At 63.3% G+C, this 15,583-nt stretch carries 13 protein-coding genes; 5 read left to right on the forward strand and 8 right to left on the reverse strand.

Going from position 1 to position 15,583, the window contains the following annotated elements; translation table 11 throughout:
* The 4 genes from MMB74_RS17645 to MMB74_RS17660 all read left to right on the forward strand — a co-directional run bounded on the left by MMB74_RS17645 (position 1) and on the right by MMB74_RS17660 (position 3,035).
* Positions 1-714, forward strand: coding sequence for a MotA/TolQ/ExbB proton channel family protein (locus MMB74_RS17645; protein ID WP_277429947.1), 714 nt, complete (start codon positions 1-3; stop codon positions 712-714).
* A complete protein-coding gene (locus tag MMB74_RS17650) occupies positions 714-1,133 on the forward strand; it encodes a biopolymer transporter ExbD (RefSeq protein WP_277429948.1) in 420 nt (139 codons plus the stop codon). The genes MMB74_RS17645 and MMB74_RS17650 overlap by 1 nt, the downstream gene beginning before the upstream one ends.
* Positions 1,134-1,326: 193 nt before the next feature.
* Positions 1,327-2,526, forward strand: a complete 1,200-nt coding sequence (locus MMB74_RS17655; RefSeq protein ID WP_277429949.1) for a sialidase family protein — start codon at positions 1,327-1,329, stop codon at positions 2,524-2,526.
* Positions 2,523-3,035 carry a hypothetical protein gene (locus MMB74_RS17660; protein ID WP_277429950.1) on the forward strand — a complete coding sequence of 171 codons (513 nt, stop codon included), beginning with the start codon at positions 2,523-2,525 and terminating at the stop codon, positions 3,033-3,035. Before MMB74_RS17655 ends, MMB74_RS17660 begins: the two co-directional genes overlap by 4 nt.
* Positions 3,036-3,166: 131 nt before the next feature.
* On the opposite strand, the gene MMB74_RS17665 is transcribed toward MMB74_RS17660, so the two are convergent.
* The 4 genes from MMB74_RS17665 to MMB74_RS17680 all read right to left on the reverse strand — a co-directional run bounded on the left by MMB74_RS17665 (position 3,167) and on the right by MMB74_RS17680 (position 9,882).
* Positions 3,167-4,720, reverse strand: coding sequence for an AMP-binding protein (locus tag MMB74_RS17665; RefSeq protein WP_277429951.1), 1,554 nt, complete (start codon positions 4,718-4,720; stop codon positions 3,167-3,169).
* 149 nt (positions 4,721-4,869) lie between these two features.
* A complete protein-coding gene (locus tag MMB74_RS17670) occupies positions 4,870-5,379 on the reverse strand; it encodes an acetone carboxylase subunit gamma (RefSeq protein WP_277429952.1) in 510 nt (169 codons plus the stop codon).
* A gap of 23 nt (positions 5,380-5,402) precedes the next feature.
* Positions 5,403-7,727, reverse strand: a complete 2,325-nt coding sequence (locus MMB74_RS17675; RefSeq protein ID WP_277429953.1) for a hydantoinase B/oxoprolinase family protein — start codon at positions 7,725-7,727, stop codon at positions 5,403-5,405.
* A gap of 10 nt (positions 7,728-7,737) precedes the next feature.
* Positions 7,738-9,882 (reverse strand): hydantoinase/oxoprolinase family protein, encoded by a 2,145-nt coding sequence (locus MMB74_RS17680; RefSeq protein WP_277429954.1) that lies wholly within the window; start codon positions 9,880-9,882, stop codon positions 7,738-7,740.
* A 414-nt stretch (positions 9,883-10,296) separates the two neighbouring features.
* Here MMB74_RS17680 and MMB74_RS17685 point away from each other — a divergent pair, with 414 nt between their 5' ends.
* Positions 10,297-12,354, forward strand: a complete 2,058-nt coding sequence (locus tag MMB74_RS17685) for a sigma-54-dependent Fis family transcriptional regulator (RefSeq protein WP_277429955.1) — start codon at positions 10,297-10,299, stop codon at positions 12,352-12,354.
* A gap of 39 nt (positions 12,355-12,393) precedes the next feature.
* On the opposite strand, the gene rng is transcribed toward MMB74_RS17685, so the two are convergent.
* From rng to rsfS, 4 genes are read right to left on the reverse strand one after another with little or no spacing between them, the layout of a single operon-like run.
* Positions 12,394-13,857 carry a ribonuclease G gene (gene rng / locus MMB74_RS17690; RefSeq protein WP_277429956.1) on the reverse strand — a complete coding sequence of 488 codons (1,464 nt, stop codon included), beginning with the start codon at positions 13,855-13,857 and terminating at the stop codon, positions 12,394-12,396.
* Positions 13,858-13,868: 11 nt separating this feature from the next.
* Complete coding sequence (locus MMB74_RS17695) at positions 13,869-14,504, reverse strand: Maf family protein (protein ID WP_277429957.1); 636 nt, start codon at positions 14,502-14,504, stop codon at positions 13,869-13,871.
* Between the two features lie 54 nt (positions 14,505-14,558).
* Positions 14,559-15,029, reverse strand: coding sequence for a 23S rRNA (pseudouridine(1915)-N(3))-methyltransferase RlmH (gene rlmH / locus MMB74_RS17700; RefSeq protein WP_277429958.1), 471 nt, complete (start codon positions 15,027-15,029; stop codon positions 14,559-14,561).
* 25 nt (positions 15,030-15,054) lie between these two features.
* A complete protein-coding gene (gene rsfS / locus MMB74_RS17705; RefSeq protein WP_277429959.1) occupies positions 15,055-15,582 on the reverse strand; it encodes a ribosome silencing factor in 528 nt (175 codons plus the stop codon).
* Position 15,583 lies beyond the last annotated feature (1 nt).

Consider the following 15,583-nt stretch of genomic DNA (forward strand, 5'->3'; position numbering starts at 1 on the left):
ATGCAAACCTATGGACTGTTTCATCTTTGGCAGCAAGGCGATTGGATGACGCGCGGCATTGCGCTGCTGCTGCTCGCGATGTCGATCGCGTCGTGGACTGTGATCGTGCTCAAAGGCATCGAGTTGCGGCATATCGCACGTCACGCCGCGCATGCCGATGCGCATTTCTGGGACGCGCAGCATGTCGAAGCGGGCATGCAGACGCTCGGCCGGCCCGGTTCATTGTTTTACGACTTGGCGGACGCAGGGCAGGCGGCGGTGGCTCACCATGAGGCCAATCGGCCGCGGCTGCACGAGCGAATCGAGCTTAGCGATTGGCTCGCGCGCACGATGCGCTCCTCGGTGGAGGACGCGGCCGCGCGTCTGCAGCGCGGCTTGGCTCTGCTTGCTTCAATTGGCGCGACCGCGCCATTCGTCGGGTTGCTCGGCACGGTGTGGGGCATCTACCACGCGTTGGTTGCGATCGGCGCGAGCGGCGAAGCAAGCCTCGATCACGTGGCCGGCCCGGTTGGCGAAGCGCTGGTGATGACGGCCTTGGGCCTCATGGTCGCGATTCCAGCGGTGCTCGGCTATAACGCGTTGACGCGCATCTCAAGGGGCATCGTCGCCAAACTCAATCGTTTTGCGCATGGCTTGCATGCGTTGCTGTTGACGGGCGCAAGGCCATGGCCGCGCAAGCGGGCGGCCCAGCTCGTGGCGGGAGGGCGCGCGTGATGGACGACTTCTCGAACCTGGACGGGCCGGCCTCGCTCGCGGCCGACATCAACATGACGCCGTTGATCGACGTGATGCTCGTTCTGCTCGTCGTCTTCATGGTGACGCTGCCGGTCTTGCATCACGCCGCCAAAATTGCGCTGCCTCAGGCTAGTAGCCAGCGCGAGGATGTGCGGCCGCCTCACGTGAATGTCGAAATCGATGCGCTCGGGCAAATCCGCTGGGACGGCAGGCCGCTCGCCGACACGGCATTGGCCGGTGCGATGTCCGTCGCGGCAAAGCAGGCGCCGCAGCCCGAGATCCGGCTCGTTGCCGATCGCATGACGCGCTACGAGCGCGTCGCAACGGTGCTTTCCGCGGCAAACCGCGCGGGGCTGGCCAAGGTGGGGTTCATCACCGATCCCGGTGTGGAGCGCTAGGAGAACGATGATGAAATGCATTTCTTGGATTCGAAGGGTTGCCGTTGGCGGTAGCGGTGGGAACGGTGGCTACGTCGGCAGTTGCGGAACCGGTGATGCCCGTCGTGGCCTCGTGCTTCGTCGGCACGCGGCGCCTCATGCCATGCCGCGCATGCAGCGAGCGGCAGGGCGATGGCGAGCGATGCTCGCCGGCATGGCGCTCATCGTGGGCAGCCATGCAGCGCCCGCACACGATATGCGCAATATGCCGGGTATGCACGCGGGCGCCAGCGGGGACGAGACATGTGTCGATCTTTCGCTGAAGTGCGCGAGCGCCGCCACGCCGTTCTTGGATGCGCGCGGCAAGCTGTGGCTTGCATGGTCGGCGGGCGGCGCCGTATCGATCGCGTCGTCGGTCGATGGCGGCCGGCATTTCAGCGCCCCTATCGTGATCGGCCGTTACGGCTCGCGCCTCGACGCGGGTGTCGAAGCGCATCCGCAACTCGCGGTGGACGAGAAGGGCCGCATGGTCGTGGCCTACAGCGTGTTCAAGGACAAGAACTGGAACGCCCAAGTCTGGGTGGCCACATCGGCCGATGGCCGCGCGTTCTCGGCGCCGCATCCGATTTCGCGCGCTGCGGCGAGCCAACGCTTCCCGGTGCTCGCTTTCAGCCGGGACGGCACGCTCTTCGCCGCCTGGATCGACAAGCGCACGGTGGTGCAGGCGGGTAAGCGCGGTCTCGTGCAACCGGGCGCCGCGATCGCTTACGCGTGGTCGCGCGATGCGGGTGGGACGTTTTCCGGAGAAGCGATCGGCGAGGATCACACCTGCGAGTGCTGTCGCCTCGATGCGGCCGTCGATGGCGCGGGGCGCCCGGTCGTGCTGTTTCGCAAGATTTACGGCGTGGACGAGCGCGATCATGCGGTGCTGACGTTTTCGCAAGACCATGCGCCGCTCCCGGCGCGCCGAGTGGCGGTCGATCGTTGGCATATCGAGGGCTGTCCGCATCATGGGCCGGCGCTCGCGGTGTCGGCGGACGGTGCTTGGCATGCGGCTTGGATGACGGGCGGCGAAGCGCGGCAGGGACTGTTTTACGCGCGCTCGACGGACGAAGGCCGTTCGTTCTCCGCGCCGCAGCCCGTGGGCGATGACGAGCGTCAGGCCGGACGGCCATCGCTGCTCGCGCGAGGAGCGTCCGTTTGGCTTGCTTGGAAAGAGTTCGACGGCGAGCGCATTCTTGCGCGCGTGCGGCATTCGAGCGATGCAGGCCGCACGTGGTCGCCGGATCGCACGATAGAGGCGGTGCAAGGCTACGCCGACCGGCCGTTGCTCGCTGGCGATGGCAAGCGCGTGTATCTGTCGTGGCTCACGCGCGAGCATGGATACCGGCTCATCGAATTGGATGCATCATGAGACACACGTTGAAATTCCTATTGAGCGCGGCATTGACGCTTGCCTCGGCGTGCTTTCATCCACAAGCGCAGGCGATGCCGCCCAAGCCATTCACGACGCACAGCTTCGCCGAGATCCGCGCGCGGCACGCGGGCGTTCCGCTCGTAGTCCATATTTGGGCGATGAGCTGCGGTCCTTGCTTGGCCGAATTGCCGAAGTGGGGAGCGTTCGCGAAGCAGCGCCCGGGCGTGGCGCTCGTGCTCGTGCGCTTCGATCAAGCGCCAGTTGCGGCGAGCGAGGCGCGGCTCGCGCGTGCGGGGCTTGCGGCCGTGGAAAGCTGGGGTGTCGCGGGCGAGGCCGATGAGTATCTGCGCGCGAGCGTCGATCGTAAGTGGATCGGGGATGTGCCCCGCACGATGTTGATCGCGCCGGACGGCGACGTGACATCGATCAGGGGCACTGCCGATCTTTCCAGCATCGAGCAGTGGGTGGACCAGGTGAAAGCGGGGCGGCCCGCGCGCGGGCATTGACGACTCGTGCATAGCGCGATTGCGGCGGGCATGCCGGGTCGCCCGGAACACTCGTCGCGGTCTTCAACTCGCGCGTAAGAAAAAATCATGAATGCATGCTGGCGAGGCTCGTCACTGGGGCTGGTCGGGATCTACTGCTCGGCCAGGCTCCAGTGCCAGGTCTTGGTATTCGCCTGCGCGCCAAACCTGGTCAAGAGCTCGCGCAGTGCCGTCTTGACCACCTTGCCGGTGCTATTCTTTGGCAATGCTTCGACGACCAGATAGGCCTTCGGCCGTTTGAAGCGGGCGATGCGGTCCAGACACCATTGGTCGAGCTCTGGCTTGGACAATTGCGCACCCGCCATCGGCACCACGATAGCCACCACTTCTTCTCCCCAGTCAGGATGACTGCGGCCGACTACCGAGACTTCACTGACCGCCGGATGGGCAAGCAGCGTGTCCTCCACTTCGCGTGGATAGATGTTGGAACCGCCGCTGATAATCACGTCCTTGATGCGATCCTTGAGCGTGAGCTGGCCATGCTCGTCCTGCCACCCAACATCACCCGTGTGCAGCCAACCGTTGCGCAGTGTCGCAGCGTTGGCCGGTGGGTTGTTCCAGTAACCTTGCATGACCGTGGGGCCGCGCACGAGTACCTCGCCGATCTCGCCCTCCGGCAGCGGATGGCCCTCGGCATCGGCAATGCGAATTTCAATCTCGGGCAATGGCCGTCCGACCGAGGACAGCACCTCGAGGTCACCGGTGGCATAGGCGGCTGCAATCTCGTCAGGCGACTGCGCGGTAATGGTCATCGGGCTCTCGCCCTGGCCGTAGATTTGGGCGATTTTCGCGCCCAGGCAATCGAGTGCGGCGACTTCGTCCTCGATATAAAGTGGTGCTCCGCCACTCACGACCACCTTGAGATTGGATAGATCGGCCTGGGTCCGTCGAACGTGTGCAACGAGACGGTTGAGCATGGTCGGCGCGGCAAAAAAGCTCGGGCGGCAGTGTGCGGCGATCAGGCTTGCCAGCTCAGCGACGTCAAAGCCGCCGGAAAGCGGGACGACCTGGCTCGCACCTGCAGCAAGGTGGGGGACGATATAGAGTCCCGAGCCGTGAGACATTGGGGCTGCGTGGATCAAACTGTCGCCCGGCGAAATTCGGGCAACGGCGCTGGAATATGCTCGGGACATTGCAGCCAGGTTGTGGTGCGAGAGCATGGCGCCTTTGGGCTTGCCGGTCGTACCGCTGGTGTAAAACAGCCACGCGATGGCATCGCCGTCGACGTTGGCCACCGGCATGCCCGTCACCTCGAAGAGCGCGCGGTATTCCGTGGATTCGATGGCGATGGTCCTGGTGTCAAGCACGTCCTGCGTGCTGGAAACGAAACAGACGCGGGCGCCGCTGTCTTGCACGATGTGGCTGATCTCGCACGGATGCAGCTTTGCATTAATCGGCACGGCGCACAGGCCAGCGTGCCAGATTCCGTATAGCAGCTCGACATACTGTGGGCTGTTCTTCATAACCAGCGCGACCCGGTCACCGGTATTGAGTCCGAGCTGCTCTCGTAGCCCGCGAGCGCAACGTGCGGAGCGACCGGCGAACTCGGAGAAGGTGCAGTAGGCATCGGTGCCGTGAAAAATCGCAACCTGATCGGGGTTGGCGCGCGCCGCGTTGATGAGCATGTGGGCGAGGTTGTGATTCATGCTTGCCCTCGTTTCAGGCGTGGGAGTTAAAGTGCGGGTGGATTGGCGAGATGCTCGCGAGGGTGCAACTGCGTCGTTCTCCGTCCAGCAACGCTGCGCCAGGGAAGCAGGCAAAGCCCGCTCCCCTGCGTTACACGGCCTGTCGGCGGTTAGTCAGTGGCGCGCTCGGGCACCGGCAGGTTGACCCACTCCTTGTAAAACGCTTCGATATCCGGCTCGAAGTCGTGAATCACCGGATACCATGGGGTCGGCGCCTCGACGTCGTGCATCGTGCCGCACTGCGGGCAGTAATACTCGCGATACACCTGCCACTGGGTATCCGGGGCCATTAGCCTGGGATAGACCTCGGTCATCGACTCTTCCGTGTCGCGCACGTAGATGGCTGCGTGCAGCTTCCAGTTCTCGCGGAAGTCGCAGAAGGCGTGGCCGCAGTCACACTGGATGACCCATTTCTTGGTCTCGGCCGACTGCACGATATACATGTGTGGGCTGAGCGGCAGGACGATGCGGTCCGGAAAGTCGACCTTGGCCTGCAGGGCCGCCAGGTACTGCTCGAAGCGGCTGTTGTCCTTGGGCATGGAGAGCATGCGGAAGGTGGTTTCCCAATCGAGGCTGCCTTCGACGAGGTGGGCGACCTGTTCGTTGGTGTAAGTAGACATTTTCTAACTCCTTGATTCGGTGATTACTCTTCGACCTGGACGACGGTGGTGACGTCGGGCAGCAGGGAGAGGTCCATGCGGTGCTTGGAGCCATAGGACGGCACACCCAGCTCGGATTCGAGCAGTTCCCAATCGGCCGGCAGACTCCAGAACGCCTTGAACTCGCGGGTGAACTTCTCGGACAGGGCGAAGCTGGTGGCGAACATGTGCTGGACCTGGACGGAGGCGTGCTTGTTGACGATGCGCTCGCGCTCTTCCTTCATCCACTCGCGGGTCGGCACGGCCCGGGCCAGACGCTCCTTTCGCATTGCAACGCGACGGGCCTGGGTCTTGGCGGCATCCACTGTGAACACGCCCTTGGCGTCCCGGGTGAAGACGGCGCCGTAGACCTTCTCCGCGTACTCGGCCAGCAAGAACTTTTGGTTGAGGTCAGCCTCGATGGCCTTCGGGTCGCGGTCGATTGGGTCGCCGAAGCCGGGGCCGCCGCGCAGGTAGTTCAGGTAGAGATCATGGTTGTCGTAGCAGTCCTCGGTGGTGACGCACTGCTTGTCGCGTTTGACCTTGGCGGTGGCGTCGATGTGGCGCTCGTAGTCTGGACGGGCCGGATCGAAATCGCCGCCGAGCGGCAGGGAGTCGCCGATGGCGATGCGCTCCTTGAGGCCGGTGTTATGGGCTTCAAAGCGGTAGCCGGTGGCGGACGGGTAGCCGCCCATCATGCCCCAGTCGCTGTTCATGAAGCCGTTGCCCATGAAGAACATGGTCCAGTCCTGCGCATTCCATACCATGCGCAGCGTCTCGAAGCCGCAGCCGCCGCGGAATTTGCCGTAGCCGCCAGAGTTGGCCTTGACGTTGCGGCCCAGGTAGAGCAACGGCTCGGCCATTTCCCAGATCTCGATGTCGCCCATGTCGCCTTCCGGGTTCCAGATGGCGGCTGCGTGGTTGAGACCGTCCTTGACGGCGCAGGCGCCGGTGCCGCACGAACTGGCTTCAAAGCTGTTGACCGCGTGGATCTCGCCGTCCTGGTTGATGCCGCCGCCTTGCAGCCAGTTGGATGTGTTGGCGTTGCCGGCGTTGACCTCCTCCAGGTAGCCGCGGCTGAAGTAGGACTGGGAAAGGCCGCGCCACAGGGCCGCCCAGCCGGAGACCAGGAAGTGCCAGGCATAGGCGTGACCGGTGCGGCGGTCGTCCGGGTTGCACCAGGTGCCCTTGGGCAGGCGGAACTCGGTGGCGAAATAGGCGCCGTCGTTGATACGCTGGGTCGGCACCAGAGTCTGCGACATCATCACCCAGATGCCCGAGGTGAAGGCCACCTGGTGGGCGTTGAAAGTGTGCCAGCCCCAGCGGCTCGCACCCTCGAAATCGAGGCGCCACTTGCCGTCGGGCCGGATGGTCATTTCCACCGGTGAGTGCATGATCGAATCGAGCTTGGCGAAGGCGTTCGACACCTGCACGTCGTCGTGCTTGAAGGGCACATCGACGAAGGAGACCTTGCGGTACTTGCCCGGCAGGGTCATCGCCTTGACACGGCTCATCAGGCCGCGGCGGCCTTCCTCGATGACCTCGAAGCCGAACTTTTCGTAGGCCTCGATGCCGTCGGCGCGGATCACTTCCCCGACCAGCTCGCGGATCATGTGGCAGCCGGCGATGCGGGTCTTCTCGTCAAGGATCCAGTACTTCGGCGTGCGCACCGAGCGCTGCGACTCGTGCAGCCAATCGCGCAGCGGCTCGTCGTTCACGCCGGTCTTGCGGCACGTGATCATGTAGCCGTCACCGAAGCGCTGGGTTTGGCCGGTGGACATCGAGCCCGGAGTGACCGCGCCGGTGTCGATGACGTGCGTGACGCCGCCGACCCAGCCGATCAGCCGGCCTTCCCAGAAGATCGGGACGATGGTGGCGATGTCGCAGGGATGCACGTTGCCGATGGCGCAGTCGTTGGTCGTGAACATGTCGCCCGGGTTGATGCCGGGGTTGCCTTCCCAGTTGTTCTCGATCATGTACTTGATCGCCGCGCCCATCGTCCCGACGTGGATGATGATCCCGGTCGAGGTGAGGATGCAGTCGCCGGCAGCGTTGTACAGGGTGAAGCAGAGCTCGCCTTCTTGCTCGACGATCGGGCTGGCGGCGATCTTCTTCGCCGTCTCGCGGGCGTGGACGAGACCACCGCGCAGCTTGGAGAACAGTTTCTCGTAGCGGATCGGGTCGCTATCCCGGAATTCGAGCTTCTCGATGCCGTTGTAATAGCCGGTGGAATTGGTGCGCTCGATGATGCCGTCGCGGAACTGCTTGAGCGTCTGGCCGTTCTTCAGCAGGTCGGCGAAGCCGAGTTCTTTCGTGCTCATCATATTCATGGCGGTCTCCTTACTTCACTTCCTTGAGATGGAACAGGCGGTGTTTGTCGATCGTGGTTTCGAAGCCGTCGGGCACGACGAAGGTCGTGGCGTCGGATTCGATGATCGCGGGACCGACGATGTGGTTGCCGGCCTTGAGGGCCTCCATCTTCCAGAGCGCGGCATCCACCCACTTCTTGTGACGGTAGAACGGACGGGTGCCGAGATAGGCTTCCTGCGGCGGCGTCGGGCCGGAATTCGGGTCTTCCGGCAGCACCGGCTTCTGGGTTACGACCATGCCGCGCAGGATGGCGCCGGTGATCGAGAAGCCTAGTTCCGGCGAGCGCGCGGAGCTTGCGTAGACGCGGCCGTAAGTGTCCTCGAAGGCATCGACGATCTGATTCCAGTCGGCGGCGGTGGCGGCACGGGTGACCGGCGAGACAATTTCGAGGTCGTTCAGCTGGCCCATGTACTGCATCTTGTAGCCGGGAATCAGCAGCACGTCTTCGGGCTTGTAGCCATTGATGACGAACTCGTCGATGACCTTGACGGCCAGTTCGGCCCACGCTTCCTGCAGGGTCTGGCAGGCCGCGGCCTTGTCGGCGTCGGGGGCGAGTTGGGCGACGCCCAGGTCGACCGACTTGTCGTAGCGGTACTCGAAGTCGGCACAGGCGCAGCCGAAGGCGGAAAAGCCGGCCGCCCAGGCGGGCACGACGACGTCCTTGAAGCCGACGCCCTCGGTGTAGCCGTAGGTATGCACCGGGCCGGCACCGCCGTAGGAGAAGCAGGTGAATTCCGCCGGGTTGTAGCCCTTGGCGCTGATGTTGGCGCGCAGGTACTCGGACAGGGTGAGGTCGAGCAGCTCGATGACGCCGGCCGCGGCATCCTCGACCGAGAGGCCGAGGGGATCGGCGATCTGTGCCTTGATGTGGTCGCGGGCGCGCTGCACGTCGAGCTTGATGGCGCCGCCCAGGAAGTTCTCGGGGTTCAGGTAGCCGAGCACGACGTGGCAGTCGGACACGGACACCGTGTCGAGGCCGCTTTCCGGCCAGCACGTGCCGACGCGGTAGCCGGCGCTGTCTGGGCCGAGCTTGATCGACTTGCTATAGGGGTCGAGGCGCACGAAGCTGCCGGCGCCGGCGCCGACGGAATCCATCGCCACCAGAGGCAGGGACAGGACCAGGCGGGCCATGTCGGGGTCCGACTTGATGGCGAAGTTGCCCTTCGTGATCAGCGCCACGTCGAAGCTGGTGCCGCCGATGTCGGAGCAGGCGATGTTCTCGTCGCCCAGGTATTCGCCCAGCAGCTTGGAGCCGATGACGCCGCCGATCGGGCCGGAGACGATGGTGCGGGCGAGTTCCTTGGCCTTCCAACTGATCGTGCCGCCGTGCGTGGCCATCACGCGCAAGTCGAACTTGGCGCCGTGCTTCTTGAAACGGTCGCTGACTTTCTTCAGCGTCTGGCGCGAGGGCTCGGCGCCATAAGCTTCGAGGATTGTGGTGTTCATCCGGTGGCTTTCTTTGCGCGACGGGTAGTAATCCACCGAGGCGAAAACCGGGATGTCCGCCTTCAGCTTCTTCAGTTCATCCTTGACCACATCGCGGGCGCGCAACTCGCTCGCCTCGTTCTTATGCGACTGCAGCAGGCAGATGACGACGGCCTGGGAGCCGGCTTCCACCAGTTCGCGGGTGGCCTGGCGAACCTCGTCCTCGCGCAGCGGGATGACGACCTTGCCCTGCACGTCCGTGCGCTCGGTGACGCCGCGTGTGCGGGAGACTGGCACCAGGGGCTCGTCGTACCGGTGAGTGTTGAGGTGGATGCGGTCTTCCAGCGCATAGCCCAGATAGCTCTGCAGGGCGCGGCCCATCGAATGGATTTGCTCGAAGCCGCGATTGCAGATCAGGCCCACATCGAGGCCCTTGCGCATGAGGATGCGGTTGAGCATGGCGGTGCCGGAATAGACGCAGGTGGCCAGCTCCGGATACACGTCATCGACGGTCCGGCCCCAGTGGGCCAGGGCGTCCTGTGACGAGTTGTAGATGGCGAGGGATTCGTCTCCGGGATTGCTCTGCGCCTTACCGACCACGAAACGGCCGTCTGAGCGGACGAAGAAGGTGTCGGTCATCGTGCCGCCGGCGTCGATGCCCATCACCTGCACGCTAGATTGCTGCTGCATATCTGTCTCCTATCATTGCTTTAATCATCGTGGGGGTCCACGCCGGAGACACTGCAAAGGGTGTGCCAAGACTAGCTGGCCAAGTGAGAAGCCGGTCGTGTGATTGAAATCAATGGGGCGCGCGCATTCTTTAGCGGAATCGCAAGTCGCAGGTTGTCTATCGGCGCCGTCCGGATTCCAGACACTTGCGTGGCGATGTCCGGGAACCGGACGGATTCTGATCTACGGACTGCAAACGGTTATTTGGGAAGGGTTTCCCTCAGACAAGTCTCGCAAACGACTGTCCAGACCTTGCATCCGCACATCTGATCCCATCTCGCTGGACTTCTCTCTGACGCTGATCGGACAACGATTCTTCGACTGCGGGCCGGTCCTTTGCTGCAGAGCACAAGTTATTGATGCAAAGGAGATTTGTTGACTTGGTCATGGTGCGGGGCTACCGTTGGAGACTTCATTGAGAGTGATCGTCCGATGCCGTTTTCTCATTGCGGTGCTCTGATCCCCCGCATCAGCGACGAACCCGTCGTGGCGTCAGCCTGGGAGCGCTTTCTGCAGGACCAGCCCTTGGGTGGGGAAGGCGTGCGCAAAGTCGTACTCTCGTCTTGGCAACGATGCCGTTCTGAAGCTGTCGATCCCACTAGGCACTCCGCCCCCGGGGCTGCCGCCGAACGTGTCCACCAATTACAGCGGCAAAACCGCGATCTCTGCGATGTCGCGCATCCGGCACTCGAAGGCCTGCGCGAAATCCTGCGGGAATGTGGCACCCTCATCATGCTCTGCGACTCGAGCGGGACCATTCTCCATCTCAATGGCGGGACCCAAGTCCGCAGCGTTGGTGAGGAAGTCAACTTGGCCACCGGGGGCTGCTGGAATGAGGATGTCATCGGCACCAATGCGATCGGCACCGCAATCGCCACCGGCGCCGCAGTTCAGATCCATGCCAACGAGCATTTCTGCTTAGAGGTTAAGCGCTGGACCTGCGCTGCCGCTCCTATCTTTGACCCCTTCGATCGCACCCTCCTCGGAGTCGTGGATGTCTCCGGCGTCAAGGAAACGCTTCATGGCCACACGCTGGGCTTGGTGGTGGCTGCCGCTAAGCAGATCGAATGCGAACTGGGTCGCCGCGATGTTGTTCTCCACGAACGGCTTCTGACGCGATCCATCGATAATTTCATACGTTACGCCAGCGACTATGTTGTGCTCGTCGACGGCCGAGGGCGCATTGTCCGCTCTAACGGAAATGCGCAGTTGGCGCACGATATGTATGACTTGCGATCGCCGCTACAGGTTGGCAACCAAGTGCAAGGACTCGACCTTGTCCTGTCGGAGGCCGACCGGTGCCGCCAACGTCCGGAATGGCTCCGTCCCGAATGGTTGCACCCCGTGAAGGATCATGAAGGTATCTTGGGGACGATGCTCGTCATTCCCACTGGGGCTGGCAAGCGCAGCGCCAGATCGCTGCCCAAGGCTGTGGCAACGCCGGCAGGCGACGATCCTTTCGGCGACATCATCGGTGAAAGCGAGGTACTGAAGGCGACCAAGGCGCGCGCTCGCCGCATCGCCCCTCTGGATCTGCCCGTTCTGCTTCTTGGCGAAACCGGCGCCGGGAAGGACCTCTTCGCCCGCGCGCTGCATCGGGCGGGTCATCGAGCCGATGAGCCGTTCGTTGCGGTCAATTGCGGCGCCTTGACGCGGGAACTGCTCGCCAGCGAACTCTTCGGCTATGTCGAAGGGGCCTTCACCGGCGCTCGTCGTGGTGGTCTGCCAGGCAAGTTTGAGCAGGCCGACGGCGGCACCCTGTTTCTCGATGAAATTGGCGAGATGCCGCTTGATATGCAGCCCCACCTACTGCGTGTACTGCAGGATGGGATCGTGGTCCGCCTGGGCGATGTCCGCGAGCGGCGCGTGTCGGTACGTCTGATCGCAGCCACTAACCGCGACCTGCGCAAAGAAGTAACTGCAGGACGATTCCGTGAAGATCTGTACCACCGCCTCTGCGTCGTCAGTCTGGAACTACCGGCGCTGCGCGAGCGGCCTGGCGATATCGAGGCAATCACCGAGCATCTCAACAGCAAGATGGCGCGCAAGTATGGCTGCGAGCCTAAGCAACTTGAGCCAGCCGTGCAGCAAGCGCTTCTTCGCTATGGTTGGCCGGGCAACATACGCGAACTGCAGAATGTCGTCGAGGTGATGTTCGCGCTGTGCGAAGGCAACGTTATCGACGCTTCGCTACTTCCTCCGGCCATCTCACAGAATGCCCAAAGTTCATTGGGTATATCAACCTCAACGTCAATACCTTCTTCGCCTGGACGCCTGCAGGAAATGGAAAGACAAGCGATACTCGATGCCATCGCGAGTGCCCATGGGAATATGACCATGGCCGCTCGAACGCTGGGAATATCGCGGAGCACGCTGTACGTCAAACTGGCTGCGATTCGGCCTCAGCCTGACGATTCAAGTGCCGGCGCTTAGACTGTTGTGGGAAGAGAAACGCCTCGGCTCTCGGCGGACCTACATCAGCACAATGTCGTACTGCTCTTGGCTCAAGTTGGACTCGACCTGCAGCGATACCGGTTTGCCGATGAAGTCGATGAGCATTGCCAGATGCTGCGATTCCTCATCGAGGAACAAGTCGATGACTTGCTGCGAGGCCACGACCCGAAATTCGCGCGGATTGAACTGCCGCGACTCGCGCAGAATTTCGCGCAGCACGTCGTAGCACACGGTGCGCGCGGTTTTGACTTGACCCTTGCCCTCGCAAACCGGGCACGGCTCGCACAGCACGTGCGCCAGCGATTCGCGCGTGCGCTTGCGCGTCATCTCGACGAGCCCGAGCTGAGAAAAACCGTTGACGGTCGAGCGCGTGCGGTCGCGTGCGAGCGCCTTCTTTAGCTCGCCGAGCACGGCATCGCGATGCTCGGCGTTTTCCATATCGATGAAATCGATGATGATGATGCCGCCGAGGTTGCGCAACCGCAGTTGGCGCGCGATCGTATGCGCCGCTTCGAGATTGGTCTTGAAGATCGTATCGTCGAAGTTGCGGGCGCCGACATAGCCGCCCGTGTTGACGTCGATCGTCGTCATCGCTTCGGTCTGATCGATCATCAAATAGCCGCCCGACTTCAAATCGACCCGGCGCGAAAGCGCGCGTTGCAACTCGGCTTCGATATTGTAGAGGTCGAACAGCGGCCGCTCGCCCGTGTAGTGGTGCAGCTTCGAACTCACCGCGGGCGTGAATTCGGCCGCGAACTCGGTGAGCATTTGGAACGTCTCGCGCGAATCGACTTGAATGCGCGTCGTCTCGTCGGTCACGAAATCGCGTAGCACGCGCTGCGCCAAATTCAAATCCTGATAGAGCAGGCTCGTGGGCGGCAGGCGCTGCGCTTGCGCGACGACTGTCGCCCACGTTTTGCGCAGATAGGCGACGTCGCTCGCGAGTTCCTCGCTCGTCGCGTCTTCGGCGATCGTGCGCACGATATAGCCGCCTTTTTCATCGGCAGGGAGCACGGCGGTCAAGCGCGCGCGGATCGCTTCGCGCTCGGCTTCGCTTTCGATCTTCTGCGAAATGCCGATGTGCGGCTCTTGCGGCAAGTAGACGAGCGTGCGGCCTGCGATGCTGATCTGCGTCGACAGCCGCGCGCCCTTGGTGCCGATCGGGTCTTTGATCACCTGCACCGTCAGCGTTTGGCCTTCGAATACGATCTTCTCGATCGGATGCGGCGGGGCTGCGTGCTCGCCCACCAAGCGCGGATGCCAGATATCGGCGACATGCAAAAAGGCCGCCCTCTCGAGGCCAATGTCGATGAACGCCGATTGCATGCCGGGCAGCACGCGCACGACCTTGCCCAAGTAGACGTTGCCCACGCGCCCGCGAGAGAGCGTGCGCTCGACATGGAGTTCCTGCACGGCGCCTTGCTGAATCAGCGCGACTCGCGTCTCCTGCGGGGTGACATTGATGAGGATTTCTTCGTTCATTGTCGGCGGCTTCAGAAGTCGACGCGTGCTTGGCGTAACAGCGCGGCCGTCTCAAATAGGGGCAGACCCATGATACCCGAATAGGATCCGTCGATTCGTTCGATGAACTCGGCGGCGCGGCCTTGGATGCCATAGGCCCCCGCTTTGCCGAGCGGCTCGCCCGTCATCGCATAGCGCGTCAGCGAGGTGAGCGGGGCAGCGCAAAAGCGCACCGTCGAGCGCGATAGCGCAGGCTCCAGCAACGCGCCGCCTGCATCGACGACGGCCACGGCGGTCAGGACTTCATGCTCGCGCCCCGCGAGTCGCGCAAGCATCTGCACGGCATGCTCGACATCATGGGGCTTGCCCAGGATGGCGCCGTCGATCGTCACCGTCGTATCGGCGACGAGAATCGGCGCCGCCGCATGCGCGCGCGCCGACAGCCGCGCGCGCGCCGCTTCGGCCTTCGCCACGCACACCCGCTGCACATAGGCATGCGCGGATTCGCCGGGCAGCTCGGCCTCCAATGCTTCGGCGTCTTCGTCGGGCTGCGGTAGCAACGGTTCGAAGCGCACGCCTAGTTGCGCAAGCAATTCCTGCCGGCGCGGGCTTTGCGAAGCAAGGTAGACGTAAGGGTACAGCGGAAGGCGGTGACTCGGCTGCGACATGGATCGTTCGTTCTCGTTGGGCGTAGGCGGCCGCCGATGAGAACGGACGCCGCATCAGACGCGGTGATAGGGGTGATTCTGCGTGATGCTCCACGCGCGGTAAAGCTGTTCCGCAAGCAGCACGCGGACCATGCCGTGCGGCAGCGTCAAGCTGGAGACCCGCAGCAGCAGTTCGGCCCTAGTTTTGATTGCGGGATCGAGGCCATCGGCGCCCCCGATCACGAACGCGACGTCGCGACCGTCGCGCTGCCAGTCGGGAAGCGCCTGCGCGAGTTGCATCGTCGTCCAGTCGCGGCCGTGCTCGTCGAGTGCGACGAGGCGCACGGTTTTCGGCAACGCGGCTTCGATGCGCTGCCGCTCGGCCGCCATCACGCTTTGCGCCGAACGGCCGCTCGTGCGCGGTTCCGGCTTGATTTCGCGCAGCTCGATGCGCAATTCCGGTGGCATGCGCTTCGCGTATTCCTCGAAACCGGTCGCGATCCAGTCGGGCATCTTATGGCCGACTGCCAGGATATGCAGTTTCATTGCCGCATGCGCCGCCGCTCGAGTATTACTTCCCGCTCGCCTTGCGGGCGGGCGTTTTACGCGCGGCGGTTTTGCTTGCCGGCGCAGGGGCCTTGCGCGGCGCGCTCTTGCGCGCGGGCTTGGCGGCCGGCGCAGCCTCGTTCGCTTCGTCTTCGTCCTCGTCCTCGCCGTCGAACTCGGTTGCCCGCGCGCCCGCGAATGCTCTCGTGTTCGAGAGTTTCACGCGCACGGGCTTCTCGCCCCAGATTTCCTCGAGGTTGTAGTACTGGCGAAGCGCGGGCTGCAGGATGTGGACGATGGCATCGCCGCAATCGACGAGCACCCATTCGCCGATGTCCTCGCCCTCGGTGCTAATGATTTCTCCGCCGGCTTCCTTCACCTTCTCGCGCACGCTGGAAGCGAGCGCCTTCGTTTGACGGTTCGAGGTGCCGCTCGCGACGATCACGCGATCGAACAGCTCGGTCAAATGGGTCGTATTGAAGACACGGATGTCTTGCGCTTTGACGTCTTCGAGACCGTCTACGATTGCGCGCTGCAGTTTGCGAATATCCATG

The sequence above is a fragment of the Trinickia sp. Y13 genome, from assembly GCF_029522115.1.
Lineage (GTDB): Bacteria > Pseudomonadota > Gammaproteobacteria > Burkholderiales > Burkholderiaceae > Trinickia.